The organism is Candidatus Sphingomonas colombiensis, from assembly GCA_029202845.1.
In the GTDB taxonomy this organism is placed as follows: Bacteria; Pseudomonadota; Alphaproteobacteria; order Sphingomonadales; family Sphingomonadaceae; genus Sphingomonas; species Sphingomonas colombiensis.
In genome coordinates this window covers 2,576,523-2,601,864 of the sequence record CP119315.1, presented here as the reverse complement: position 1 = coordinate 2,601,864, position 25,342 = coordinate 2,576,523, and the positions used below count along the sequence as shown (strand labels likewise).

The 25,342-nt window shown below is 62.8% G+C and carries 26 protein-coding genes; 12 read left to right on the top strand and 14 right to left on the bottom strand.

Going from position 1 to position 25,342, the window contains the following annotated elements:
- The first annotated feature begins 47 nt into the window (after positions 1 to 47).
- From P0Y64_12510 to P0Y64_12460, 11 genes are all read left to right on the top strand, one after another.
- The gene (locus P0Y64_12510; protein WEK42214.1) at positions 48 to 572 is read left to right on the top strand and encodes a DUF3598 domain-containing protein; all 525 of its coding nucleotides are present in this window, start codon (positions 48 to 50) and stop codon (positions 570 to 572) included.
- A gap of 116 nt (positions 573 to 688) precedes the next feature.
- Positions 689 to 1,711, top strand: a complete 1,023-nt coding sequence (locus P0Y64_12505) for a hypothetical protein (protein WEK42213.1) — start codon at positions 689 to 691, stop codon at positions 1,709 to 1,711.
- Positions 1,708 to 2,439, top strand: a complete 732-nt coding sequence (locus tag P0Y64_12500; GenBank protein WEK42212.1) for a hypothetical protein — start codon at positions 1,708 to 1,710, stop codon at positions 2,437 to 2,439. The genes P0Y64_12505 and P0Y64_12500 overlap by 4 nt, the downstream gene beginning before the upstream one ends.
- Positions 2,439 to 3,098: a hypothetical protein gene (locus P0Y64_12495; GenBank protein ID WEK42211.1), complete on the top strand. Its 660-nt coding sequence runs from the start codon at positions 2,439 to 2,441 to the stop codon at positions 3,096 to 3,098. The genes P0Y64_12500 and P0Y64_12495 overlap by 1 nt, the downstream gene beginning before the upstream one ends.
- Positions 3,095 to 4,663, top strand: coding sequence for an FAD-binding oxidoreductase (locus P0Y64_12490; GenBank protein ID WEK42210.1), 1,569 nt, complete (start codon positions 3,095 to 3,097; stop codon positions 4,661 to 4,663). The genes P0Y64_12495 and P0Y64_12490 overlap by 4 nt, the downstream gene beginning before the upstream one ends.
- A gap of 19 nt (positions 4,664 to 4,682) precedes the next feature.
- Positions 4,683 to 5,075 carry a c-type cytochrome gene (locus tag P0Y64_12485; GenBank protein ID WEK42209.1) on the top strand — a complete coding sequence of 131 codons (393 nt, stop codon included), beginning with the start codon at positions 4,683 to 4,685 and terminating at the stop codon, positions 5,073 to 5,075.
- A gap of 92 nt (positions 5,076 to 5,167) precedes the next feature.
- The gene (locus P0Y64_12480) at positions 5,168 to 6,076 is read left to right on the top strand and encodes a DUF1838 family protein (GenBank protein ID WEK42208.1); all 909 of its coding nucleotides are present in this window, start codon (positions 5,168 to 5,170) and stop codon (positions 6,074 to 6,076) included.
- Positions 6,077 to 6,653: 577 nt separating this feature from the next.
- Positions 6,654 to 9,008: a TonB-dependent receptor gene (locus P0Y64_12475; GenBank protein ID WEK42207.1), complete on the top strand. Its 2,355-nt coding sequence runs from the start codon at positions 6,654 to 6,656 to the stop codon at positions 9,006 to 9,008.
- An 87-nt stretch (positions 9,009 to 9,095) separates the two neighbouring features.
- Positions 9,096 to 9,401, top strand: coding sequence for a DUF1330 domain-containing protein (locus P0Y64_12470; protein ID WEK42206.1), 306 nt, complete (start codon positions 9,096 to 9,098; stop codon positions 9,399 to 9,401).
- Between the two features lie 45 nt (positions 9,402 to 9,446).
- A complete protein-coding gene (locus P0Y64_12465; GenBank protein WEK42205.1) occupies positions 9,447 to 9,752 on the top strand; it encodes a YciI family protein in 306 nt (101 codons plus the stop codon).
- A 12-nt stretch (positions 9,753 to 9,764) separates the two neighbouring features.
- Complete coding sequence (locus tag P0Y64_12460; protein WEK42204.1) at positions 9,765 to 10,739, top strand: quinone oxidoreductase; 975 nt, start codon at positions 9,765 to 9,767, stop codon at positions 10,737 to 10,739.
- A 43-nt stretch (positions 10,740 to 10,782) separates the two neighbouring features.
- Here P0Y64_12460 and P0Y64_12455 read toward each other — a convergent pair whose 3' ends face one another.
- Genes P0Y64_12455 through P0Y64_12415 form a run of 9 tightly spaced genes read right to left on the bottom strand, consistent with a single transcriptional unit; the run spans position 10,783 to position 19,626 of the window.
- Entirely contained in the window at positions 10,783 to 11,682 is a 900-nt protein-coding gene (locus P0Y64_12455) for a hypothetical protein (GenBank protein ID WEK42203.1), read from the bottom strand.
- Positions 11,679 to 12,443 (bottom strand): enoyl-CoA hydratase-related protein, encoded by a 765-nt coding sequence (locus P0Y64_12450; GenBank protein WEK42202.1) that lies wholly within the window; start codon positions 12,441 to 12,443, stop codon positions 11,679 to 11,681. Before P0Y64_12450 ends, P0Y64_12455 begins: the two co-directional genes overlap by 4 nt.
- On the bottom strand, positions 12,440 to 13,306 hold the full coding sequence (locus P0Y64_12445; GenBank protein ID WEK42201.1) for a polysaccharide deacetylase family protein: 867 nt from the start codon (positions 13,304 to 13,306) through the stop codon (positions 12,440 to 12,442). The genes P0Y64_12450 and P0Y64_12445 overlap by 4 nt, the downstream gene beginning before the upstream one ends.
- Complete coding sequence (locus P0Y64_12440) at positions 13,306 to 14,139, bottom strand: SDR family NAD(P)-dependent oxidoreductase (GenBank protein ID WEK42200.1); 834 nt, start codon at positions 14,137 to 14,139, stop codon at positions 13,306 to 13,308. The genes P0Y64_12445 and P0Y64_12440 overlap by 1 nt, the downstream gene beginning before the upstream one ends.
- Positions 14,139 to 14,444 (bottom strand): REDY-like protein HapK, encoded by a 306-nt coding sequence (locus P0Y64_12435; protein WEK42199.1) that lies wholly within the window; start codon positions 14,442 to 14,444, stop codon positions 14,139 to 14,141. Before P0Y64_12435 ends, P0Y64_12440 begins: the two co-directional genes overlap by 1 nt.
- Before the next feature lie 22 nt (positions 14,445 to 14,466).
- On the bottom strand, positions 14,467 to 15,780 hold the full coding sequence (locus P0Y64_12430) for an amidase (GenBank protein WEK42198.1): 1,314 nt from the start codon (positions 15,778 to 15,780) through the stop codon (positions 14,467 to 14,469).
- Entirely contained in the window at positions 15,780 to 17,150 is a 1,371-nt protein-coding gene (locus tag P0Y64_12425; protein WEK42197.1) for a phenylacetate--CoA ligase family protein, read from the bottom strand. Before P0Y64_12425 ends, P0Y64_12430 begins: the two co-directional genes overlap by 1 nt.
- Positions 17,147 to 18,454, bottom strand: coding sequence for an MmgE/PrpD family protein (locus P0Y64_12420; protein ID WEK42196.1), 1,308 nt, complete (start codon positions 18,452 to 18,454; stop codon positions 17,147 to 17,149). Before P0Y64_12420 ends, P0Y64_12425 begins: the two co-directional genes overlap by 4 nt.
- Positions 18,451 to 19,626: an MmgE/PrpD family protein gene (locus P0Y64_12415; protein WEK42195.1), complete on the bottom strand. Its 1,176-nt coding sequence runs from the start codon at positions 19,624 to 19,626 to the stop codon at positions 18,451 to 18,453. Before P0Y64_12415 ends, P0Y64_12420 begins: the two co-directional genes overlap by 4 nt.
- Before the next feature lie 113 nt (positions 19,627 to 19,739).
- Here P0Y64_12415 and P0Y64_12410 point away from each other — a divergent pair, with 113 nt between their 5' ends.
- A complete protein-coding gene (locus tag P0Y64_12410; GenBank protein WEK42194.1) occupies positions 19,740 to 20,501 on the top strand; it encodes a GntR family transcriptional regulator in 762 nt (253 codons plus the stop codon).
- Between the two features lie 4 nt (positions 20,502 to 20,505).
- Here P0Y64_12410 and P0Y64_12405 read toward each other — a convergent pair whose 3' ends face one another.
- Genes P0Y64_12405 through P0Y64_12385 form a run of 5 tightly spaced genes read right to left on the bottom strand, consistent with a single transcriptional unit; the run spans position 20,506 to position 25,301 of the window.
- The gene (locus P0Y64_12405; protein ID WEK42193.1) at positions 20,506 to 21,594 is read right to left on the bottom strand and encodes a CoA transferase; all 1,089 of its coding nucleotides are present in this window, start codon (positions 21,592 to 21,594) and stop codon (positions 20,506 to 20,508) included.
- Between the two features lie 3 nt (positions 21,595 to 21,597).
- Positions 21,598 to 22,791 (bottom strand): CoA transferase, encoded by a 1,194-nt coding sequence (locus P0Y64_12400; protein ID WEK42192.1) that lies wholly within the window; start codon positions 22,789 to 22,791, stop codon positions 21,598 to 21,600.
- Positions 22,788 to 23,957: an acyl-CoA dehydrogenase family protein gene (locus P0Y64_12395; protein WEK42191.1), complete on the bottom strand. Its 1,170-nt coding sequence runs from the start codon at positions 23,955 to 23,957 to the stop codon at positions 22,788 to 22,790. Before P0Y64_12395 ends, P0Y64_12400 begins: the two co-directional genes overlap by 4 nt.
- Before the next feature lie 11 nt (positions 23,958 to 23,968).
- Entirely contained in the window at positions 23,969 to 24,478 is a 510-nt protein-coding gene (locus tag P0Y64_12390) for a MaoC family dehydratase (GenBank protein WEK42190.1), read from the bottom strand.
- Positions 24,471 to 25,301, bottom strand: a complete 831-nt coding sequence (locus tag P0Y64_12385; protein ID WEK42189.1) for a CoA ester lyase — start codon at positions 25,299 to 25,301, stop codon at positions 24,471 to 24,473. The genes P0Y64_12390 and P0Y64_12385 overlap by 8 nt, the downstream gene beginning before the upstream one ends.
- Positions 25,302 to 25,342 lie beyond the last annotated feature (41 nt).

Here is a 25,342-nt window from a genome sequence, read left to right as displayed (position 1 = left end):
AGCTTCCCCTTGCCGCGCAATGATCAGCACGGAAAGAGCGAGGGCACATGCAGATCATTACCCAACAGCAACCGATCGTCGCGGATCAGGCAGGGGTGTGGGAGGGCGAATATGTCCATCTCGACGCCGATCACAACATCATCGATCGCCATAAATCGCGGTTGGTTTGCCGGCTGAACGATGGCCCCGACGGCGTCGCCAAGCTGAGCCAGACCAATATCTACACCTGGGCCGATGGCACGCAGGAAATCCGCTATTTCGACGGCATTTTTCAGGGTGACCGCATCTGGATCAAGAACGATCTGATCGACGGTTTTGTCGGCGCGCTCAATTATGACGAGACGAACCGCACGATCATGGTGGGCTGGACGCGCACTCACGAACCCGATTTCCGCTATTACGAGATGATCACCGTCGCCGAAGACGGCGAAGCGAAGAACCGGACCTGGCATTGGTATCGCAAAGGCCGACTGTTCCAGCGCACCGTGATCAACGAAAACCGAATTTCGCGCGACTGGCAGGCTCATGACGACCCGAGCTATTACAGCTATCGCCCGCGGGCGGCGCTATGAAAGACGCCTCGGTATCCCGTAGGGCGTTGCTGGGTGCGGCGGGGGGCGTAGGCCTCTCCGCCGCTCTCGGCGTTTTTGCCACTACCGCCGCCGCGCAACCCACGCCAAAATCCGGCGTGAGTATCAATCCCGACGGTCGCTATCCGACGGTGCCCCTCACGAAGGAAAGCTGGACGCTGGGCATCGCGCAAGCCCGCTCGATCCCGGTGAATCTCACCCGCGTGACAGCCAGCCGGCGCGAAAATCTGCAGCACATGATCGACCTGATCGACGCCGCATTCGCGTTCGGCGGAGGCCCGGACCTGCTCTTCTTCCACGAATTTCCGATCACAGGCTTCGGCGCTGGCTGGACCCGCAATCACGTGCTGAAGGTCGCGATCGAAATTCCCGGTGAAGAAACCGAAGCGATCGCGAAAAAGGCACGGCAATACGGGTGCTATATCGTGTTCGGCTCTTACGCCCGCGACGCGGATTGGGCCGGCCACGCGCTATCGATCACCACGATCATCGGCCCCGATGGGCGTATCCTCGCCCGGAGCTGGAAAGCGCGCAATATCAAGGGCGCGTTCGGTGGCGAGATCGAGCTGTTCACCACCACCATCTATGACGTGCTCGATCGCTTCGTCGAAATGTATGGGCGGGACGCTATCCTGCCCGTTACCCAAACCCCGATCGGCAACATCGCAACCAGTTCTGTACAGCGCGAACCCGAGTTGTTCCGTGCATTGGCGATCAAGGGCGCGGAAGTTATCCTGCGCACCGCGACAGGCGGCTTCGTGCCAGCCGATATTGCGGCCACCTCGCTCTATAATGGCGTTTACACTGCGGTCAGCAACAACGCGATCTCGCCGGGTTCGCCGTTCTTCGAAGATACGAACGCCGGCGGCTCCGCGATTTACGGTCCGGATGGCGAGGCGATGGCGATCGCCAAATCGCCGAACGAAACCCTGATCACCGCCCGCATCCCGATCGGCGCGTTCCGCGCGCGTCATCGCCAGCCGGCCATCCACCCTCAGCTTTATATGGATGTGTACGAGGGCTATTCGCCGCGCTTCCCGCCCAATCTGTTCGACAAATACCAGCCAACCGACCTGAAGGATGCAGGACGTTACCTGCGTGACAAGGGCGTCTGGAAATGACCGGCGTTACCCGCAGCGTAATCGGCACGATCTGCTACACAAGCACCAAGCCGGACCGGATGGGCAAGGAGCGCGGTCGCGAATACTTCCGCATGGATTTCCACGCCGACGGTTGTCGCACGATCGCTGCGCACGGCGAGATCGACGATGCTCCGGCGGTAGTGCGCGACGTCAATCTGCGGATCGATCGTGATGGGCGACCGCAGGAAAGTTTCGTGCGGATCGCGGTCGGTGGTGAGTTCCGGGGATCGGGCTGGTTCCGCTTCTCCCCCGCCCTCGCCGAATGCGAGGCGATGACGACCGTAGAAGGGCGAATTTCGCAACGGATGGAGCTGGCGTCACCGCTAGTCGCGTTCGGCAACCATGCGATGGTCAACGACGGCTTCCTGCTCAGTCTCTACGATCTGACGCAGGGCCCCGGAGTACAGGTGTTTCGCAACATCCTCCTGTCCTCCCCCGATCATCGCGGCGCTACCGGGCCGATGCTGTTTCCGATCGATCTCGCGATCGAATTTGTCGGTCGCGAGACGCTGACAGTCGCGGCTGGCACCTTCGCCGCGCTCCATTTCCGCTTCACCGACATTCCGGGGCTGTTGCTTGAACATCCGCCCTATGACCTGTGGTGTACCGACGACGATAACTATGTGCTGCTGAAGGCGGCGGTCGGCGGCTATATGCAGACCGCTTACGAACTGACCGCCTATGAGCGGACGGGAGGAGCAGCGTGATGGTCGCGTGGCTGCTCGCCGCCCATATCGCGGTGCTGGGTTATTGGCTCGGCTCCGAGTTCGTGATCAACAGCACCTATCGCTATGTTTCCTATAGCGATCGCATGCCCTTCGCCGAACGATCGCGGCTGATGGAACATGTGATGCATGTCGACCAGCATGTCCGCTACGCGCTGGTGCTTCAGGCAACTCTCGGCCCCGCCCTAGCAGCGCTTTACGGTTATGTGCCCGGCGGCAGTGCGACTGCTATCGGCTTCGGCATTTTTGGCGCGCTGTGGCTCGTCTTCGTGGAGTTGGTGCATCGCCTGCGCCACACGCCCATCGGCAAGACGCTCGGAGCGATCGATCGCGGGTCTCGATATGCCCTGATGGCGATATTGCTCTGCACGGCGATCGGCCTGATCGGTGGTAACTGGCCGATGCCGCACTGGTTGCGCTGGAAACTGGCACTATTCGCCGGTGTCATGATGTGCGGGGTCGGCATCCGTCTCGCGCTCATCGCCCACTTCCGGACGTGGGCGATGATGACGCGCGATGGGCCTAGCGACGAGACCAACGCGATCATCAAACGCACCTATGTGCGCGCGACATCGGTTCTGGTCCTGCTCTGGGTTTTCATCGTTGCGATCACGATACTCAGCATTTGGCAGCCGGCGTGACTCACCGCCCGCTGATCGACGCGTTGACGGCGAAGCTCGGTGCGGACGCGATCCGCACCGACGACGACGCCTTGGCGCTCGCGGCGAGCGATATCCACGTCGTCGGCGAGCGACCGGCGGCGGTCGTCGTACCATGTGAAACGGCACAGCTGGCAGCGGCGGTCGCTACGGCGAGCGCATTGGGCTATGCGGTGCTGCCGCGCGGCGGCGGCTTGAGCTACACTGGCGGTTACGCGCCTCCGAGCCCCAAATCGGTTACGATCGATCTGCGCGGCATGAACCGCATCCTCGATATCGCCGAACGCGATTTGACGATCACCGTTCAGGCCGGCGTGACCTGGAAGCAGATCTACGACGCGCTGAAACCGCGCGGGCTGCGCCTGCCGTTCATCGGCACGTTTTCCGGGGCGGGCGCGACTATTGGAGGCGGCCTCAGCCATGGCGCGTTGTTCTTCGGCTCGGCACGATATGGTTGCGCAGCGGACAGTGTTTTGGGGATCGACGCCGTGCTCGCCGATGGCACGTTGCTTCGCACTGGTCAGCGTTCTCTCACGGTGTGCGGCAAACCGATCCTGCGCAGCTTCGGCCCCGACCTAACCGGCCTGCTGACCCATGACGGCGGCATGTTTGGCATCAAGACCGAGGCAACATTCCGCCTCATCCAGACTCCGGCCGAACAAGGTTTCGCCAGTTTCGCCTTCACCGACATTGCACAGGCCGCCGACGCATTGAGCGAAATCGCTCGCTGCGATCTGGCAGAGGAAGTCTATCTCCTGGACCCCAGCGCCGCCGGGACCATCGCTGCGGCCCCCGCAAAAATGGCGAAGACTGCGATCGCGGTGGCGCGTGGCGCGGGCGGCGCGCGCAAGGCCGCCAAGGAGTTAATCGCGCTGGCACGCGGGGGAACTGCCTTCATCCCGCACGGCCATTTTTCGCTTCACCTGACCGCCGCAGGCCGCTCAGCAGCGGCGGTCAGCGCGGATCTCGACGCCGCCGCGAAAATCGCGACGCGCTTGGGCGGGACCGCGATCGCCCCCACCATACCACGCGTCGCGCGGGCTGAGCTGTTCGCCAATCTCAACGGTGTGCTCGGCCCCGGCGGTGGTCGTTGGGCCGCGTTGAATGCAAAGGTTGCCCATTCCGACGCGCGCGGACTGATCGCCGCCTTTGACGCGATGATCACCCCCCACGCGGCCGCGATGGCCGAATGTGGCGTCACCTACACACGCCTCGCCTCCGCCCTCGGCAATCACTGCTTCAGCTTTGAGCCGGTGTTCCACTGGCAGGATAGCTGGCATCCGCTGCACCGCGCCGCGCCGGAGCCGTCGCACCTCATCCCGCTGAACGAGCCCGTCCCAAATCCGCGCGCACGGGCGCTGGTCGATCAGCTGCGCCACGAGACTGTCGAACTGTTTCGCGAGCTGGGCGCGGCATCGAACCAGATCGGACGCACCTATCCATTCCGCCCGGCGCTTTCGCCGGTTCCCGAGCATTTGCTTACCGTCATCAAGCGCGCGCTTGATCCCAGTGGCGTGATGAATCCCGGCGTGCTCGGCTTTGCCTGATCTCATTTGAGGAAAACCAATGACGCAATTTCCCGGACGCACCGCACTCGCGCTGCCAATGTTGATGCTGTTTACGGGTTGCGGCGGCGAACCTGCAGCAACATCTGCCGCACCATCCGCCCCCGCCGCCGTCACGCAATGCGCGGCATGCCACACCTTTGAAAAGGATGGGCCGCGCCGGACCGGCCCCAATATTCACGGCATCATCGGACAAGTCGCCGGTACGCGGCCGGGTTTCACTTATTCCGCGGCGTTGAAAAACAGCGGGATTACCTGGACGCCTGAAACGCTCGACGCCTATATCACCGCGCCCAGCAAGAGCGTGCCCGGCACCCGGATGGGCTTCACTGGCGAACCGGATGCCACGAAGCGCAAGGCCATCATCGCCTATATCCAGAGCAGCGCAAAATAGCCCCGACCGTGCTCCCATTTCAAAAGTTGTCCGGACATATTGCAAATGCCCCGGATCACGCTAGCCTCCCGCAAAACGAAGGGGAGACACTGATGATCAGGACATTTCTGCTGGGCTGCGGCGTCGCGGCGTTATTGACGTCCGCCCCCGCGACGGCACGTATTCTCGATCCCGATAAGCCAGAAGACGCGATCGAGATCATGAAGCGCGCGCAATGCGGCACGAAGGATGCGACGCCCGCAGTCTATTACTGGTCCGGCAAGATCTATTCGCGCGTCGATGGCGAGCCCGATCGCCTATTGTTCAACGGCGAAGGCATGAACATCCGCCAATGTGCCTCCATTGCGGACCCCAAGCGCGGCACCGGCTATCGTCAGGTGAGTCGCGAGATTATGATCTTCACCGATCCGAAGACCGGCGAGATCGTCCGCAACTGGATCAATCCATGGACCGGTGAAACCGTCGAGGTGATGCAGATCGCCAATGATCCGGTGAACGTTCCGGCCGCCTTTCCTTATGGCGCCGACGGAGAGCCGTTCCGCGCAAACTACAAGCGGATCGGCCAATGGCTGGCGATGCCGCTGGAGGTACCGCTTTTCTACCACAACGTCCTCGCCGGCGATTATCAGGATTATATCGGCGGCAAATACCACGCGATGGAGATTTTTGACTTCATCGCGCGCGCTGATGAGATCCTCGACACGAAGAATCCCAGCGCCCATCCGTCGATTTCATGGGTTCGTATCTCAGACTGGATGCCATGGATGAAGATGCGCGGACGCCAGGGGCAGCTGGTGTTCAACGCCGTCGGCACCAAACTCGACTCGTTCGACGCGCTGCCCAAGCAACTCAAGGACGAGATCGCAGCCAATTACCCTGCCTATACGCAGGCCCCGCCGACCGACGATGCGCGGCCAAACGAGACCACCTGGTCGGCTTTCAAGAAGTGGATCGAACCACGTCGAAAGAGCGCGGCAGATAAACCCCGCACTGAGCATTGAGGTGCTCATGACCTGCCGCGCAACCTTGGCATCGAGTAGCGCGGCGCTGATCGCAGGCGCCCCCGCCCGTTCCGGGTGGGGCCGCACCGAGGCAGACGTGTTGATGCCGCTGCGGCGATGATCATCGCGCGTATCGAGACCGCCCGCCCGGCGGCGCGCAGCAAGTTGAAGCTTGCGCGCTTCTATAGCTGGCAAAAGAATCCGATAGCGCGCGGCATCTATCATCACCTTGCCCCGGGGGCAGGCTGCGACACTGGCCGGCGCCGCGCGAACAATAGGCAAGCGTTTGCAATTCGCCGGCGAACATCTGGCTCATGGCAGCGCCGGCATGGAGGCCGCGCTCGAATCGGGTGAACGCACTGCGCAGGCCGTCATGGCCGTGCTTCGCGCATGATAAAGAGCCTGTATTATTGTCCGGACAACTTCGTTTAATTTGTCTGGACAACTTCTGAATATGACGACATTGTTGCTAGCTGCGGGGCGGTGGGGATCGCCCACCGATGGGAGGGGAATTTTTGACATGACCACTTCAGGACTTTCAGGACGTAAAATCGCTCTGATGATCACAGGCGCAGCTGTGGCGCTTGCCGCGGCGCCGGCCTTTGCTCAGAGCAATGGAACAACCGACGCGGCGCAAGAAGCGCCCTCCAAAGCCGGCGCCAATGATGGCGACGCGATCGTCGTCACTGCTCGCAAGCGCGCGGAAACCCTGCTGGACGTGCCGATCGCCGTGAACGCCTTCAACAGCGCGTCGATTCAAGACAAACTGGCCCAGAACATCAGCGATCTGGCCGATTTCACCCCCGGTTTTCAGATGCAGGAAGCCTTCGGTCGCGACGGCGATCGCCCGGTCATTCGCGGCGCGTCAAACATCCTCGTCAGTGACGGCAAGGTCGGCATCTTCATCGACGGCGCCCCTTTCTTCGGCGATTTCTCCTCGCTTGATCTCGCCAATGTCGAACGGGTGGAGGTGATCAAGGGCCCGCAATCGGCAGTGTTCGGTCGCGGCACGCTTAGCGGCGCCATCAACGTCGTCCTGAAGCGTCCGGGTCAGGAATTCGCGGGCCGGGCCACCGCCACTATCGGCAGCTACAATCGCCGTGAGGCCGGCATATCGCTTTCCGGTCCGATCATTCCGGGCGTCGGGTTCGAAGCCGGCGTCAAGATATTCGACACCGATGGCCAATGGGTCAATCACGCCGTTCCCGGCACACGATTGGGGGATCAGAGCTCGCGGCAATATACGGCGGCCCTGTATCTCGATCCCGCACCGGGCCTTAGCGGGTGGGTGCGCTGGCTGCATCAGACCGACGACGATGGCGCCTTCGCCATCGGCCTGCAGCCTGCGAGCGCCAACAACTGCTACCTCACCACCCGTCCCTATTATTGCGGCGTCGTCCGCCCGATCGAAAGCTTCGCGCTCAGCACCAACAAGCTGCTGCGGCCGGGCCTATATCGCAACGCCGACCGTTTCCTGGGCAACATGTCATATGACATCGGCGGCTCCGGATATGAGGCATCGTTTCAGGCCGGCTTTAGCCGACAGACCGACGTTGTCGGGGCCGACCAGACGTATGGGGCGCAGCCCTATTTCTTCCTGCCGGCAGCGCTGTGCGGTAAATCCTATTACGCGCTCCCCAATCAGGACTGCAGCAAGTCCAGCTTCGAAACGACCACCGGCACGCGTCGCGTAACGCAGACCTATGAGGGGCGCATCACCTCGCCGGCAACGGATCGCATTCGCTGGCGTTTGGGCATTTTCCATAGCGTCGACACGCAGCGCGGGCTCACGCAATATCTTGAACTCAACGAGGTCGGCCCGGAACTGCTCGACGACACGTCGCGGGTGCTCAACACAGCCTATTTCGGCAGCGTCGATTTCGATATCCTCCCGAACCTGACGGCCGGCGCGGAACTACGCCACCAGATCGATCAGGTCCGCAGTGTCACCCCCACCTATCGCGTGGGCGACGTGTTCAGCCCGACTTATCTGGCGACGGTCACCCTCCCCACCCCGAGCCAGATCGTCGGTGTAGCGGCCAGCCGCAACGCGACGTTCAAGGCCACACTGCCGCGCTTCACGGTCAACTGGAAGGCTCAGCCGGGCCTCTCGTTCTACGCTCAATATTCCGAAGGCAATTCGCCGGGCGGTTTCAACAAAGTCAGCGCACCCAGCCAGACCTACAAGGAAGAGCAGCTGATCAACTATGAGATCGGCATCAAGACATCGCGCTTCGGTTTCGACTATGTAAATTTCGCGGTATTCTCGCAAAATTACAAAAATCAGGTTCTCACCAATACCTATGTCGCGAATAACATTGTCGATTCTTATAGCGTCAACATCGGGCGCACCAGAATACGCGGCATCGAGCTTGATGGCCAACTTCCGGTCGTCGGCAATGCGCTGAAGCTCCAGTTCAACTACACTTTCCTCGACGCAAAGATCCGCGAAGGCGTGGAGCCGGAGCGCGCGCTCGAACTGCTCGGCGTGGCGTGCAAGACCGGATCGTCGGTTAATCTCGACCTGCCGGGATGCCGCGCCGCCGCGTCGGTCGCGGGCAATCGGCCGCCGCTCGTTTCAAAACATTCCGGCTCGGTCGGGTTGCGTTTCCAGAACACGATCCGCAACAATTGGTCACTGTTTGCCGGCGCCGACGTGATTTATCGCAGCAGCTACTTCGATCAGGTCATGAATCTGGCCGAAAGCGGCAATTCGACCAAGCTGAACCTGCAACTCGGTGTATTCGACAACAACGGGCTGCGTATCACGGTGTTCGGCAAGAACATCCTGAACGACAAGACGCCATCTGGCATATTGCGGTATATCGACTTTGCCGCGCCGCGTACGCCGACCGGGGACTATGCGCGCGGCTTCGGCATCACGCCCGCGCTCAAGCCGGAATACGGCCTGACGGTTTCCAAGGCGTTCTGATCGAGATGACTACGTAAATGCGAAATATGGGCCGCGCCGAAAGGTCGCGGCCCATACTTGTTCCGATCAACTCCGGAGTAGTCTGCGATGGCCGCCTATCTTATTGTGACCGCGACCGTTTCCGATCGCGATGCCTTCATGGCCGGCTATGCACCGGCGGCGGCCGCGCTCGTCGAAAGGTTCGGCGGCCGCTATCGGATGCGCGCGCCAGGCGCCCAGGTGCTTGAGGGTGAGTTCGGAAATGGCGGTTCGATCGTCATTTCCGAATGGGATGACAGAGAAGCCGCGCTCTCGTTCTGGAATTCGTCCGAATATACGGCGCTTCGCGCATTGCGGCAGGGAATCGCCACTTGTCAGGTGGTCCTGATCGAAGCCCCGGATATCTCCGCCTGATTTGCACGACATTCGCCACTCCTATCCAGCCAAAGGACACCCGCAATGACCAAGCTCTACGCCATCATTACTCATGACAAGCCGGGCGCCACCGCTACCCGTATGGAAAAGCTGAAGGAGCATCTTGCACATATCGAGGCGGGGCTGGACAGGTTGGCGGTCGCCGGACCGATGCGCGACGAAGAGGGGAATTTCACGGGCTCGCTGCTGGTCGTCAAAGCAGACAGCGCGGCAGAGGCGCGTGCGCTGCTGGAGAACGATCCATATTACAAGGCTGATATCTGGTCTGATATCGAGATCCGCGCACTCAGCGCAGCAGCCGGCGACTGGGTTGGCGGCAAGGCCTGGTAAAGGAACGACGACATGGCACGTTTCGCTCGGATCGATAGCAATGGCGGTCCTGAGGTCATCGTCTTTCATGACGTGGATCTTGCGACGCCAGCCGCCCACGAGGTACGCATCCGGCATACGGCACTCGGCCTGAACTTCATCGACACCTACCACCGCCGCGGCATCTATCCGGTTGAATTTCCTGCCGAACTTGGCGTGGAAGGGGTGGGGGTTGTGGAGGCGGTTGGTGGAAGTGTAACCGATTTCGTTGCGGGGCAGCGCGTCGGCTATTTCGGACCCGAGCGCGGCGCCTACGCCACCCATCGCAACATCGCGGCGACATCGTTGTTCGCCCTGCCCGATGACATCGACGACGAAACCGCCGCCGCCGCCCTGCTGAAGGGGTGCACGGTGGAGTTTCTGGTCGAACGCTGCGCCAAGGTTCAGCAGGGCTGGCCCGTGCTGGTGCATGCCGCCGCAGGCGGGGTCGGGCTGATCCTGGTACAGTGGCTGAAGGCGACAGGCGCGACCGTGATCGGCACCGTCAGCACCGAGGAAAAGGCCGAGCAGGCCCGCGCGGCCGGCGCCGATCATATCGTCTTCTACCAGCGCGAAGATACCGCCGCGCGCGTGCGTGAGCTGACCAACGGCAAGGGCGTGCGCGTCGTTTTCGACGGCGTGGGCATGTCAACGTGGGAATCGTCGCTCGACAGCTGTGGCATACGCGGGCTGATCGTGAACTACGGCAATGCGGACGCGCCGGTCGGCGGCATCAATCTGGGCGTGCTGGCGATGAAGGGCTCGCTCTATAACAGTCGCCCGATGCTCTATCATTATTACGCCGACCCGGCCGAACGCGCTGCCGGCGTGACGCGGCTATGGGAGATGCTGCGCAGTGGCAGCGTGAAGATCACGATCGGCCAGCGTTACGGCCTGGAAGACGTCGCGCAGGCCCATCGCGATCTCGAAGGACGCAAGACCACCGGGTCCACGATATTATTGCCCTGATGGTATATCGCCGTTCTCGCCCCGCTCGGGAACGGCGAGCCGCCTAGATTTCCAGCAACTCGATCAATTCCCCGGCCACGCCACGAACGGTCGCGGCGCGACGGCCGCCATAAAGCGGGCCATCGCGGCGCTTGGGCGGTGCGATGAAGGTGGCGCTCACGGCATCCAGATCGTCGATCGCCAGCGTCACCAGCGCATTGCCCGGTGGCAGCGTGTTCGGATCCCCCTGACGAATTGTCGCCTCCGCCGGATAATCATCAACCTCGATGATCGGCAGACGCCCGTGCTGCACCATGGTGATCGTGGTGCGATAGTCCGCGCCAAGGCCGAAGGCGTTGTTGATCATCGAATAGGCCAAAGTGTAGCTCGACGATGTTTCCAGCTTCAGCGCTTGTTCGAACCATTTCAGGCTCGCCTCGCGATCGGGCGTGGCGAGGATCACGATGAAGATATGATCGGTCAGCGAGTTCGCTTTGGGCAGATCGGAGGTCGGCGTATCCTCCGCCACCTCATTGAGATAGATCATCTCGCGGCCACGTCCGGTCACCTGCATCGGGATGAAATAGGGCAACCCTTCCAGAGCCTTGGGTGGGCCGACGATATCGAACCCGCTTCCCTGTAGCCGATCCGGCCAGCCGAACACATCCTGCACGGTAAGCTCATAGGCGGCCCAGCCATAAGTCCGCGTCGGCCTGAAATCGGCCGGTAGCGCAGCCTCGACGAGCCGGATGAAACAATGCGCCCCGCTTTCCGGCTGCAATGTCGCAAAGCGCGCGCCGGCACTGCCGGAACAGCCCCAGCTCGCCGCGAGATCGGAGGCGAGCACCCCCTGCTCCACCACGCGCAATCCCAGCCGGCCATGATAATCGGCGAGCGCGCCATCGAGATCCGGCGTGGATATCACCCCGCCGACAATGCGTCCGTGCCGCAGATATCCGCTCATTTGAATATCGCCGTGCGCTTTTCGAGAAATGCCGTGACGCCCTCGTTGAAATCATCGCCGAGGAATGCCGCGCCGAACAACGCCGTCGTCTCGGCATCGTCGTCGGCTTGCCCATCAAGGATACGACGCACGATCTTCTTGGTGTTGCGGACGCTGTGCGTCGAGGCCGATGCAATCGTCCCGGCAAGCGCACCCGCCGCCGCCACGGGATCATCGTCCAGCATCTCTACCAGGCCGATCCGCAACGCCTCATCCGCCGGAAGCAATTGCGCGGTGAACAGGATACGCTTCGCCTGCGCCGGTCCGACCAGATCGACCAGCAGCTTCGTGTCGTGCAGCGAATAGACAAGGCCGAGCTTGGCCGGGGTAATCCCAATTCGCGCGCGCGGCGACACGACGCGCATGTCGCACGCAATCGCCAGCCCACACCCCCCGCCGACGCAATCGCCATCGATCGCCGCGATCACCGGCTTTTCGGCGCGCGCCAGTTCATGCTGCGCGCGGCGGATCGCCTCCTGATTCCGCGCGCGCCGTTCGGGATCGCGTGCCCCTGCGCCAAACTCCGCGATATCCGCCCCCGCACAGAACGGGCCCGGGGCCGCGGAGCGCAAGAGAATGACCTTGACGGCATCGTCCGCCAGCGCCTGGGCCAGCAGCTCAGGCAGCGCCTCCCACATCGCCTGGGTGAAAGCGTTGCGCTTTTCCGCGCGATCGATCAGCAGATGCGCGACCGCACCGTTGCGCTCCAGACGCAGGCTCATGCGGGATCGACCTTGGCGAGATGCTGCGCGATCGCGTGGCGCGTGGTGATCCACACATCCTTCTTCGCGCAAACGTGCCGCAGGAATTCCTCCAGCGCCCAGATCCGCCCCGGCCGCCCGATGATGCGCAGGTGGAGGCCCAGCGACATCATCTTGGGATTGCCCGCCTCACCCTCGCGATAGAGCTGATCGAAACAATTCTTGGCATATTCCAGCCACTGCGTCGGCGTCATCGCCGGATCGGTCCACATTTTCATGTCATTGGAATCGAGCTGATAGGGCACGATCGCAATCGGCTTTTGCGGGACCGTCACCTTATCCCAGAAGGGCACGTCGCCGGAATAATCATCCATGTGATAGGCGAAACCCTCTTCGATCAGCAGGCGCCGCGTATTGTCGGTGTGAAAATAACGGCTGAGCCAGCCATAGGGCCGCACGCCGACCGTCTTTTCGATCGAGCTGACCGCCTTGCGGATGAATTCGCGTTCCTGATCCTCGGTCATCTTGAACTGGTGAACCCAGCGCCAGCCGTGGCTGACCGGTTCGTGCCCCAGATCGGCGATCGCGCGCGCGATTTCCGGATGGTTCTCAAGGCTGAGCGCGGCGACCGTCCAGCTCGCCTTGATGCCATAATCCCGCAAAAGCTTCACGATGCGCGGCGCACCGGCCTTGATCCCGTAAAGATAGTTGGATTCATTGCCGTAATTGCGGATCGGCGATTTGATATGGATGCCGAGTTCGTCGACCGGCTCCATGCCGCGATCGCCGCGCGCCACGGTCATTTCCGAACCTTCTTCGACGTTGACGACGATCGACAGCGCCAGCTTGGCGCCATCCGGCCAGTCGATCCGTTCCTCGATCATCAATGCATCTCCTCCCCGCCCGAGACGTTGAGCGCCTCGCCGGTTACGTAAACCGCGTCGTCCGACGCCAGCCATGCACAGGCGGCGGCGGTGTCGCTGCCCATTCCGGGGCGCCCCATCGGGTTTTTGCGTTTCATATTCTCGACGTAAGCCTCGACATCCGGGAACCCGAGCAGCTTCGAGAAATACTCGTTCTGTCGCGCGCCGAGGCCGGTAGTGACGTGGTTCGGGCACACCGCGTTGACGGTGATGCCATATTGCCCAAGCTCGATCGCATTGGATCGCGTGAGGCCGACCATACCGTGCTTCGAGCTGGTGTAAGGGGCCATGTGCGGGAAGCCCGACTTGGCGGCCTGACTGGCGATGTTGATGATGCGGCCGCCCATGCCGCGCGCGATCATCGCCCGGGCCGCCGCCTTGCTGCCGTAGAACGCGCCTGAGAGATTGACGCCGATCACCGCTTCCCACTCGCTCGACGAGGTTTCGAGCAGCGGCTTCATGATATAGCCGATACCCGCGTTGTTGACCCAGATATCCAGCCCGCCGAAAGCCGCGACCGCGCCCGCCGCCAGCGCCGCGCAACTATCCTCCGATCGCACGTCGCAGGGGATCACCGCGACCTTCGCTCCGCGCCCGCGCAGTTCTTCGGCCACCGCCTCCATCCCGTCGGTGGTGCCGATATCGCCGGCGCCCATATGCTCCGCGGGCTTGCCGAGATCGGAGACCACGCAATTCGCGCCCTCGTCGGCGAAGCGTTGCAGGATCGCCTGACCGAGCCCCTTGTCGCGCCCCGATCCGGTAACGACGATCGTCTTGCCCTCGAAACGGCGCATCACAGCGTCTCGGTCAGAACGAATTGCGGGTTGTCCGCGAATTGCTGGAATTCGGCGGCGACTTTCTGCACCGCTTCGCTTGCCGCATCCGCGCCGAAAGCTTCCATGTCGGCGATGTCGATCACCTCGAAATAGGCGTAAGGCGACGGGGCATCGCTCCCCAGAACGCCGGTGGCGCGATGAACCCGGAAATCGATAACCGAGCCGAGCGCGTTGACGCCCGGAATGTCGGTGGTCCGCGCCCAGTTTTCATAGGCCGCCGGATCGACTCCCGGCTTCAGGTTGAACAACACGATGATCCGCATCTGGCGCTTTCCTTTTTCTCGTTCACATCAAGGGAGACGGCACATGGCCGGCAAGACCGGCATCGAGCCGTCGCGCGAGCGCGATCAGCGCCGCGTCGCTATTCTCGGCCCCCACCAGCTGCACCGCGACGGGGAGACCGTTTTCGTTCACACCGGCGGGAATGCTGATCGCCGGCAGCCCGGCGATATTGGCAAAAGCGGTGAAGGCGGCCTGGGTTACGGGCGGCCGCGCGCCATGCGCGAAGGCGGCCTGCGGCGCGGCTGGCATCAGCAGCACGCTGCGATCAGCGAGCGCGCCTCGGACAGCGGCGCGCGTGCGCGCGATTATCGCATCCGCCCTCGCCACTTCTTCCGCGGCGAGGCCATCCGCATAATCGAGCATGAAGCGCAATTCGCCCGAGAGTTGCTCGGCCGCTTCCGTTCGCGCGTTGCCCAGATGACCGATCAATTCCCGCGCCGCGACGACAAAGCCGGCGAAACGGATATCGGCCGCTCCATCCTCGAGCGCGAGCGTGGTGCCCGGCATGTCGCTCATTAGATCAAGCGCCCGACGATACGCCGCCAGCACTTCCGCTTCACAGGCGATATCATCGAAATTCGCCAGCACGACCAGGCGATCGGGAGCCGGGGCGGCCTCCGTCACATCGGACAACACCGACAGCAGCACCGCCAGATCGTCCAGCGAGCGCGCGATCGGACCGATGCTGTCTAGCCATTCGCTGAGAGGCACGAGGCCGGTATCGGAAATCGCGCCGCGCGTCGGCTTGATGCCATAGACACCGTTATACGCCGCCGGGATGCGAACCGATCCCAGCGTGTCCGTTCCAAGCGCCGCCGCGCATAGCCCCGCCGCAACGGCGGCACCGCTGCCGCCGGATGAGCCGCCGGGCGTATAGCCGGCACGGTGAGGATTGATCGCGCGGCCAAACCACGGGTTGTCGGTAGTTGCACCCAGCGCCGCTTCATGCATGTTGAGCGTGCCGAGAATGATCGCGCCCGCCGCGCGCAGTCGCCGCACGGCTTCGGCATCGTCGGTCGCGATAATGCCGCGACGCAACGCCATGCCGGCATTCCATTCCAGCCCGCTGACCGCGATATTCGCTTTGACCGCGATCGGCACGCCCTCCAGCGCGCGGGCGTCACCCGAAGCGAACCGGCGATCGCTCTCCCGCGCGGCGGCGAGCGCCCCGGCATGATCGACCTCGATATAGGAGCGGAGGGCCGGATCGTGGCGCTTGATCCGCGCCAGATAATGCTCGGCCACCGCCACCGGCGTGGTTTCGCCCGCGACATAGCCCGCGCGGAGCCCCGCGATATCGAGCCGATGCGCTTCCATCACAATTTGCGCTCGTCGATCAGGCGGATCGGCTTCTGCCGCACGTCGATCTGGGTCGCCGCAGCGGTGCCCCCGATCTCTGCCAGCGCCACCGACACCTCGACGCCCAGCCCCTGACGCAGCATCGCGGCAAGCTGCGCCGCATCGGTGCCGCCACGGCTTTCTATCGTCACCCGCATATCATCGCGGCCCGCAGCATCGCGAGTGACATTGCAGACATATTCGCCGGTCAAATCCGCGCGATTCTCGATCAGCGCTCCAATCGCATGGGGAAAGACGTTGATGCCGCGCAGCTTGACCATATTGTCGCTACGCCCCTTGAACCCCGCGATCCGTTTGAACGCCATGCCCGTCTGGTTCGCGCCGGTCAGTTCGTGGGTAATGTCGTGCGTATTGAAACGGATGCACGGTGCGATATCATCCTTGAACAGGCAGGTGACCACCATGTCGCCCGTGTCGCCAGCGCCGACGGCCTTGCCCGTATCGACATCCAGCAACTCCAGATATTGCGCATCCTCCCAGACATAGAGCCCGTCGCGTTCCGGCCCTTCGCCCGCGATCGAGCCGGTGTCGCCGACGCCGTACCAGTCAAAGGCCTTCGCCCCGCCCCATGCCTTTTCGACGCTGGAACGGTCCTCCGTACCCAAATGCCCGCAGATCATCTTGATATCGATCTTGTCGAGCAGCCCTTCCGCCTCGGCGACCTCGGCCAGCTTGCGGATATAATCGATGAAGCCGACCAGCACCGAAACATTGAAATCCGCCATCAACCCGACCTGGTTGAGCGATCGCGTCTCGATCCCCGTCCCCGCCGACAGAAAGATCGAATTGGTGAAATGCGTCACGGCCTCGCGGATATAATGGCCGCCGTTGATCATGCCGTGGCCATAGACCGACTGGACGACATTTTCCGGGCCGACGCCCTGCCAGCGATACATGCGCCCCACCAACAGATTGGTGATCTCGCGCCCTTTCGGGCCGAACAGCAGTGCCTGCGGCCGCCCCGTCGTCCCCGAGGTCGTATGAAAGATCACCGGCGCGCGATCAGGGCCGCCCAGCCCGCCGAAATCGCCATAAGGGGGATGGTCCGCGATCGAGGCCATCAGGTCGGTCTTGTCGTAAACCGGGAGCTTCACGATGTCTTCGAGGCTGCGGATATCCCCTGCCTCGACGCCGATGTTACCCCACAGCCGCTGATAGAACGGGATTTGCCAGCCACGCATCATCAGCTTGAGGAAACGCTCGTTCTGCAACGCATGCAGCTCGTCGCGGCTCATCGCGGTATAGCGCCGGACAAATTCGTCCCCCACCGGATAATCCCGCAGCATCTGCTTGGCATCGAAGGATTCGAAATAGGTCGGGAAAGTCATAGTGGCTCCGGACGTGTGAAATAGGAAAGCGGGTCTGCGAACAGGCGCGGATCGGGCTCGCCGGCGGCAAGCTCTCGCGCGAGTTCGCGCTTGGTCATGGTTTGGGCGGGGCTCATCGCCGCGTGCGGATGGCCGAGCGTGTGCGGAATATGCCGCTCTATCACCTCGCCATCGCGGCGCGTTATCACCAGCCGTTGCGGCGACAGCGCGTTGGGATCGTCATTGCCGTCAAGCGTGATGACCAGGCGCTCGGCCAGCGCCATGATCGCCGGATCGGCGAAGGTTCCGGTCGTGAAGCGTCGCGGATCGATGCGTCGATCGGTCAGCATCAAGGCGACGAGCAACGGCAAGCAGAGGCGCGCATAAGCGGGCGTCATGTCCGGCCGCAACGGGCGCCCCACCAGTCGCTGGATCAACGGTGGCACGAATGCCTCGATCCTGGCGACGGACCCGGCATCGATCGCACCTTCGCGAAGCAGCGCGTCGAGCGCAGCAAGCACGGCATGGCTCGCGCGCCCCGAGGGGAAGGGCTTCACGCTCACTTCGCTGATCCGCCACACATTGCCCAGCGTTTCGGCATAGGCCGCCGGATCGCCCTCATCGAACAGCCGGAAATAGCCGAACGGCCCCTCCAGCACGTCGTGCGGGCCAGTCAGCCCGGCCTTGACGAGATCGACGGCGGCGATCGCGGCGCGCGCGGCACCCGCAATCTGCAACGGCAGCGCGATCGATCCTTCGACATGCGCCTGCATCGTGCCCGCGCACTGCGAATAAGCGAGGCCGAGCACGTCATCGAAACGCTCGATGCCGTCGATCCTGGCCACCGCCAGCGCGGAGCCGATGCATCCCGCCGTGGCCGGCCTGAAAAAGCTGAGCGGCGTTCGCGCCGCGATCCCGAGCCCGCTGGCGATATCCACGCCGACCGCGAGCGCGGCCAGCGCGTCCTCCGGATCACATCCGCCGCGCCGATCGATCGCGGCCAGCACCGAAGCCGTAACCGTCGACAGGGCATGGACCACCGCCGGTTCGTGCACCGCATCCCATTCCAGACAATGGATCTGGAACGCGTTGACGAATGCCGCACCCGCCGCGGGCAGGCGCACGCCACGCGCGATGACGCGGCTATCCTCCCCGTTACCCCAGTTGCGTGCCGCCGCGAGCACGCCATCGCCACCCGGCGCCGTCGATCCCGCAGCGCCGGTCGCCAACGTGTCCCCAAGCAGATGGATCGCGGCATCGCGAACCGCCGGCGGCAGGCAATGTCGCGCGCGGGCGAAATCGATGATCCGGCTTGTCGCGCTCACAGCCAGCGCTCCAGCATCCGCACGATATCGGACACACGATCACCCGTGCGTGCGATCTGGATCGCTTCGTCGGCCTCGCCCGGATCGACGCCACCCCATGCCATCAGCGCGCGCGCCTTATCGATAACCCCGGCTTGGAGGAGCGGGCGCTCTGGATCACCGCGCGTATCGTGCAACAGCACCTCGCCATGGTCGGTTGTCACCCTTGCGCCGAAATGGGCCGGATAGGCAGCCGTGAACGACGCTTCCTCGATCACGCGTATCCGCGCCCGCGTCGATGCCAGCGCGGCGATCGCATCCGGTTCGAAATCGGCGAGGCGCGGTTCACCGCGCGCCATCACGATCGCCACCGCATGTTGCAACGAAAATTTCGCGTCGATCACGCTGGCCAGATCGGGGCGATCGCAGAACACCAACGCATCTCGATATGTGGCGACAGTAACCGCCCCGTCGAGCGCACCGCGCGCCTTCAGCTCAAGCGCGGCATCAATCGCGGGATGGGCATGGCGACAAGCACCCCATGGCTTGAAGCTCACCTCGTCGAGCCGCCAACCGTCACCCAGCACCAGCGGGTGTGGCTTTTCACACGTCGCGGCAAACAGCCCTTGCGGCCCCTCCAGAACGAGCCGTGGCCCGGTCACGCCGCGCACCGCGGCCTCCGCCGCGCGTTGTCCTGTCGCCATCGCATGGGCCAGATGCCATTGCTTGGCCATCACCGGCTCATGCCGCATTTGCCACAGGCCGCCGGTTACCGATCCCGCCAGCCCCAGCGCGGAAACCATCGCCTGCTCGCTTGCCCCCAGCCGGTATGCAGCGGCGGCGGCGGCGCCGAACGCCCCTGCCGTCGCCGTGTTGTGCCAGAACGCATAATGCCTGCCGTCAAACATCGCGCCGATGGCGATCATCGCCTCATAGCCGCGTATTGCGGCTTCCAGCGCATCCTCGATCGAATCCCCGCCCACACCGAGCGCGGACGGCCACACCACCGGGCCGGGATGCAAGATTCCCGCGCGATGGACATCATCCATCTCCAGAACATTGCCCAGCCACGCCGCGCGATCGACCGGCATCGCGCCCGTGTGCGTGGCCTGCAATTGCCCCATCGCGGAGCGCCTCGCGCCCGCGACGCAACCGAGCCAGTCGAGCAAATGAAGGCGCGCCTTTTCGCGCACAATATTTTCTGTCGAGCGCCGTAGATGCTGTGCAATGCGCTCGGTCAGGCTATGATGCTCTGCATTCATTGTAACAAATCCACGGCATGGCCGGATGAAAGGAGAGCGAGGTTTTGTCGGCGATTTCCCAACTGGTTAAGACAAACGGCGGCAAGAAGCCGCGCTATCAGGAACTTGCCGAGGATTTGCGTGCAGGAATATTGCGCGGCGATTTTCCTGACCCCGCGCAATTCCCCACCGAAAGCGTGCTGTGCGCGCGTTATGGGGTCAGTCGTTTTACGGTGCGCGAGGCGCTTCGCTCGCTGCAGGCCGAAGGGCTGATCCAGCGCCGGCGCGGTTCCGGTACGGTTATCCGCCCCGCGTCCGCGCGCGGCGGCGCGCTGCACCAGCCGCTGTCGAACGTGGGCGAGATTCTGCAATATGCGCGCGACAGCCGCTACGTTTTCACCTCCATGGGAACGAAGGTGCTGCCGAAGAAGCTCGCGACGCATATCGGAGAGGTCGTTGGCGGGCGCTGGCATCATTTTCACGGGTTGCGCATGCACCAGGGGCAAGCCGGCCCGATCGCGCTGACGGACGCCTACATCCATCCGGACCTCGAAGCCGTGGCCGAGCAGATAGAGCCGAACGAAGACACCATCTTTCGGCAGATCGAACGGCTGGGCGGAATTAAAATCGCCAGCGTGACGCAAGATATTCAGGCGGTGCCCGCCAACGCCTCGATTGCCGAGGAATTGGGGATCGCGCGCCGCAGCCCCTGCCTCAGGATATTGCGCTGCTATCTTGATAGCACCGACCGAATTTTCGAGATTTCGGCCAGCTATCATCCCGGCGACCGCTTCGCCTACACGATGCATATCGACGCCGACAGGTAAGGGATCACGCATCGGCGCCGAGTTCTGGCGCCGATCGCGGCATCCATGTCCCTTCGCTCGCAAAACGGATGGTGGGCGCGATCTGATGCGCGCCATCCGCCAGCATGACCAGCCCGCGCTCGGCGACATGCTGCGCAGCAAATGCTTCCTGGAAATCTAGTACAGGCGCGAACGCGACGTCCTTGTCCGCGAACCACGCCACCCATTGTTCGCGCGTACGCGTGCGGAAAGTCTCCCGCAGGAACGCAACCAAAGGCGCCTGCGCATCGCCCGCGGGCAGCGCGCCGAGCGGCGCGAGATCGGGCCGGCCCAGCGCATTGAGCAAATTGGCGACGAACTTCAGCTCGCGCCCGCCGAGCACGACGTGTTTGCCGTCCGCCGTTTCATAGACGTTGTAAAAGGCAGCCCCGCCCAACGAGCGCTGGCTGCGCGATTGCGGTGAAGCGCCCCCACCGATCGCCTCGCCCGCGATATGCGCGCACCACGGCAACATCGCATCGAACATGGCGATATCGACATAGTCGCCGCGACCGCTCTTCTCGCGACCGATCAAGGCCATCAGCACGGCCGATAGCCCGGTCAGCCCCGCAGCCATGTCGGCGGATGGGACACCGGGCACGACCGGCATCCCATCCGGCCCGTCATTAACCGACAGGAAGCCAGCGGCGGCCTGCACCGCCATGTCATGCGCGGCATGATGAGCCAGCGCCCCGGTCTGCCCGAAAGCGGAAATCGAACAATAGACGATGCGCGGATTGCGCGCCGCGACCGCCTCGTAGCCGAAGCCAAGACGGTTGACTGCGCCGGGACGAAAAGATTCGACGAAGACATCCGCGGCATCGATCAGGGACCACAAGGTTTCGCGCCCGGCGTCGCTCTTGAGATCGAGCATCACGCTGCGCTTGCCGCGATTGAGATTGCGGAACCAGATCGATTGCCCTTGCTCGAACGGCGCCTGCTCGCGCGCCGGATCGCCGCTCGGCGGCTCGATCTTGATCACCTCCGCCCCATGATCCGCCATCATCAGCGTGAGCATCGGCCCCGGCAGGAACTGCGACAGATCTACTACTTTTATCCCGCCAAGCTTACCCATCCCTCAAATCACGCCTTTTTCCTTGAGCGATGTGATCTCGATCGCATCGAATCCCGCTTCCGCCAAAATCTGATCGGTATCCGCACCCAGCAGCGGCGCGGCACGATTTGGCAATCGCTCGCCATCAAAACGGATCGGGCTAGCCAGCACGCGCAACTGCTCCCGATCGGGATGCGATACGGTGTCGATCATTCTGGTCGTTTCGAGATGCGGATTGTCCAGCGCCTGATCGAGACCATAGACCGGCGAAACCGGGATATGGCCAGCGAGCAAGTCCACCCAGTGCGAAACTGGTTTTTGTTCGAACACGCTATCCAGAATGGTGGTCAGAGCGCCGCGATTGGCAAGACGATCGGCGGGCGTGACAAACCGCGGGTCACCAGCCAGTTCGGGCCGGCCGATCAGTTTGACGAGCGCATCCCAGAATTTGGGCAATTGTGCCATCACGAACACCCAGCCGTCGGCCGCGCGGAACATCTGGCTGGGCGTTACCGAGGGATGAGCCGAACGTTCGACCCGCTGCGTCACATCACCTTCATTGAGATACCAGACCGCCGGATAACTGGTCTGATGAATCGCCGCCGACAAAAGATCGACATCGACATCGCGGCCCTGCCCCGAACGCTTCGCATCGAGCAGCGCCCCCAGCAGCCCGATCGTCATGATCGTGCCCGTGATGAAATCGACCAGCGACAGGCCGGCACGTGTCGGCGGCGCATCAGGGGAGCCGGTGAGAGACAGCCAGCCCGCTTCCGCCTGCATCAGATAATCATAGCCGGGCCACCGCGTCCGCTCGTTGTCCCGACCGTAAGCGGACAAATGCGCGCAGACCAACGCCGGATTGGCATCCTTCAAATGTGCGTAGGTCAATCCGATCCGCTCGGGCAGGTCTCCGCGCAGATTGTTGACCATCGCGTCACTGGACGCCGCCAGCCGGCGGAGCACATCTTTCCCCTCCGGCGTGTTGAGATCGAGCGTCAGCGAGCGCTTGTTGAGATTGAAACTCTGAAAATACAGGCTCTCACCCGTGCGCAGAAAATGCGGGCCGACCGCGCGCGCGGTATCACCGATGCGGGGCGGCTCGATCTTGATAACCTCCGCACCCATCTGGGCCAGGAACATCGTGCCATAAGGCCCCGCGCCATATTGTTCGGCGGAAAGAATCCTGAAGCCGGCCAGTGGAAGTTTGACCGTCACGCCGGATTCCTCTTCAGCCACTGCTTGGCGATGATCATCCGCTGCATCTCGTTAGTACCCTCGCCGATGCACATCAGCAGGGCGTCACGATAATAACGCTCGATCTCATATTCCTTGGAATAGCTATATCCGCCGAAGATACGCATCGCTTCCTCGGAGTTGCGCACCGCAGCCTCGGAAGCGAAGAACTTCGCCATGCCGGCTTCCATGTCGCAGCGTTCGCCACGATCATATGCCGCAGCCGCCTGCGATACGAGCAAGCGCGCGGCCTCGGCCCGTGTCACCATCTCGCCCAGCTTGAGCTGGATAGCCTGATGCTGAGCGATCGGCTTGCCCATCGTTTTGCGGATCTGCGCATATTCGGTCGCCAGGCGAAGCGAGCCCTGGGCAAGCCCGACCCCGCGCGCGGCGACATTGATCCGGCCAAGCTCAAGCCCGCCAGTTGCCTGGAAGAAGCCGTCCCCCTCGACCCCGCCGATCAGATTTTCAGCCGGAATACGATAGTTGTCGAAAACCAGCTCGGCGCTGTCGATGCCCTTGTAACCGAGCTTGTCGAACTTCTTGCCGACGGCAAACCCCTCCCCCTTCGGGGCGATGAAGAAGCTCATGCCCTTGTAACGGGGCTCGGCCGCCGGATCGGTCTTCACCAGCAGCGCGAAACAGCTGCCCTTGATACCATTTGATATCCAGGTCTTGGTGCCGTTGATGACATAATCGTCGCCATCGCGGACCGCCGTGGTGCGGATACCCTGAAGATCGGTCCCGGCATCCGGCTCGGTCAACGCCAGGCCGCCGCGGATCTCGCCGCTCGCGAATTTCGGCAGCCATGTCTGCTTCTGCGTCTCGGTGCCGAAACGCTCGACCGCCGCCGCCATGATCAGGTGCGAATTGACGATCCCGGTGATGGCCATCCAATAGGATGATATGCGGGTGATGATCTTGGCATAGGTCGTCGCCGGCAAGCCAAGACCGCCATATTCCTGGCCGATGGTTGCGCCGAACAGCCCCATTTCCGTCATCTGCGCGACGAGTTCGGCAGGCCAGATGTCATTATGATCGTGGTGCATGACGACCGGGCGAACGTCGCGTTCGATCCAGCGATCGATCGTCTCAAGCAGCGCGGCTTCGTCATCGGCATCAATATGCCGCTGGATATGTTCCGACATGTCGTTCCTACTCAATCGTCAACCGGACCGAAGCCGCGCTTCCAGATCAGCATGGTGCGGTTGAAGGTGCAGACGATCTTGCCGTCCTGATTTTTGCCAATGGTCTTGACGGTGACGATGCCCTGTTCGGGCCGAGAACCGGACTCGCGCTTCTCGATCACTTCGCTTTCGGCATAAAGCGTGTCGCCGGGGAACATCGGATGGGTCATCTTGATATTGTCCCAGCCGAGGTTGGCGACCGCCTTCTGGCTGATATCGGACACGCTCATGCCGACCATCAACGCCACGGTCAGCGGCGAGCACACCAGCGGCTTTCCGAACTCCGTCTTCTTGGCGAATTCATAATCGAAATGCGCCGGGTGCGTGTTCATCGTCAGCAACGTGAACCACACATTGTCCGCATCGGTGATAGTGCGACCAGGACGATGCTCGTAAATATGTCCGACGACGAAATCTTCGTAGGAGCGTCCGAAATTTTCACGGAACCTTCCCGGCGAAACTTCAATGACACCCTCACGCATCTTGCTTGCTCCGCATAGCCAATATCCTTTGATAACGCCGCATGATCGGTGCCTCGAGCATGCGGCCATTGAAACGAACTGCGGCACCGCCGGCGGCGTCGAACGCAGCCTGCGCCGCCTCGGCTTCCGCGATTTCCGCAGGGGATGAGCGAAACGCGGCGTTGATCGCGGGGATCTGCGCCGGGTGAATTGCGGCCTTTCCGGCGAAGCCCAGAGACTTCGCCGCTGCCGCTTCGGCGTGCAGCCCGCCTTCGTCGTCCAGCGCGACGAACGGCACGTCGATCGCGGGAACGCCCGCAGACGCGCACGCCATGACGAAGAGACTGCGCGCGGTGCGCAACGGCTCCCACGCGAGCATCACGCCAAGCTCCGCAGCGAAATCCCCCCCGCCGAACATCATCGCGACAACACCCGGCGCGGTCGCGATCTCACGCGCCGCATCGAGCCCCTTCACGGTTTCGATCAGCGGCACGATACCGGGCGCGCGATCCCCAAGAACGGAAATGACGATCGCAATCTCCGCAGCGCTCTCGACCATCGGCACGAAGAGCAATTCGGGCAACCGCGCAGCGTCTGCGAGCGCGAGCAGATCCTCAAGACCAGCACGCGTCATCATTCCATTGATGCGCAGGATCAGGCGCGGATCGCCTTCGGCAATGGAAGCGATCGCGGCGGCTCGGGCCGCGCCCTTTCCGGAAGCCGCCACCGAATCCTCAAGATCGATGCACACCACATCCGCGTCGCTCGCGAGCGCCTTGGCGAAGCGCTCAGGCTTCGCGCCAGGCACGAACAACATCGAAGAAAGGCCAATGCCCTTACTCACTTATGAAACCCCCGGTTGATGGTCATAGAATTTGTCCGGAC

Coding starts and splice junctions, on each gene's coding strand:
- P0Y64_12510 (WEK42214.1), top strand. CDS start 48: ATGCAGATCATTACCCAACAGCAACCGATCGTCGCGGATCAGGCAGGG.
- P0Y64_12500 (WEK42212.1), top strand. CDS start 1,708: ATGACCGGCGTTACCCGCAGCGTAATCGGCACGATCTGCTACACAAGC.
- P0Y64_12495 (WEK42211.1), top strand. CDS start 2,439: ATGGTCGCGTGGCTGCTCGCCGCCCATATCGCGGTGCTGGGTTATTGG.
- P0Y64_12485 (WEK42209.1), top strand. CDS start 4,683: ATGACGCAATTTCCCGGACGCACCGCACTCGCGCTGCCAATGTTGATG.
- P0Y64_12480 (WEK42208.1), top strand. CDS start 5,168: ATGATCAGGACATTTCTGCTGGGCTGCGGCGTCGCGGCGTTATTGACG.
- P0Y64_12470 (WEK42206.1), top strand. CDS start 9,096: ATGGCCGCCTATCTTATTGTGACCGCGACCGTTTCCGATCGCGATGCC.
- P0Y64_12465 (WEK42205.1), top strand. CDS start 9,447: ATGACCAAGCTCTACGCCATCATTACTCATGACAAGCCGGGCGCCACC.
- P0Y64_12460 (WEK42204.1), top strand. CDS start 9,765: ATGGCACGTTTCGCTCGGATCGATAGCAATGGCGGTCCTGAGGTCATC.
- P0Y64_12455 (WEK42203.1), bottom strand. CDS start 11,682: ATGAGCGGATATCTGCGGCACGGACGCATTGTCGGCGGGGTGATATCC.
- P0Y64_12450 (WEK42202.1), bottom strand. CDS start 12,443: ATGAGCCTGCGTCTGGAGCGCAACGGTGCGGTCGCGCATCTGCTGATC.
- P0Y64_12445 (WEK42201.1), bottom strand. CDS start 13,306: ATGATCGAGGAACGGATCGACTGGCCGGATGGCGCCAAGCTGGCGCTG.
- P0Y64_12440 (WEK42200.1), bottom strand. CDS start 14,139: ATGCGCCGTTTCGAGGGCAAGACGATCGTCGTTACCGGATCGGGGCGC.
- P0Y64_12435 (WEK42199.1), bottom strand. CDS start 14,444: ATGCGGATCATCGTGTTGTTCAACCTGAAGCCGGGAGTCGATCCGGCG.
- P0Y64_12430 (WEK42198.1), bottom strand. CDS start 15,780: ATGGAAGCGCATCGGCTCGATATCGCGGGGCTCCGCGCGGGCTATGTC.
- P0Y64_12425 (WEK42197.1), bottom strand. CDS start 17,150: ATGACTTTCCCGACCTATTTCGAATCCTTCGATGCCAAGCAGATGCTG.
- P0Y64_12405 (WEK42193.1), bottom strand. CDS start 21,594: ATGGGTAAGCTTGGCGGGATAAAAGTAGTAGATCTGTCGCAGTTCCTG.
- P0Y64_12395 (WEK42191.1), bottom strand. CDS start 23,957: ATGTCGGAACATATCCAGCGGCATATTGATGCCGATGACGAAGCCGCG.
- P0Y64_12390 (WEK42190.1), bottom strand. CDS start 24,478: ATGCGTGAGGGTGTCATTGAAGTTTCGCCGGGAAGGTTCCGTGAAAAT.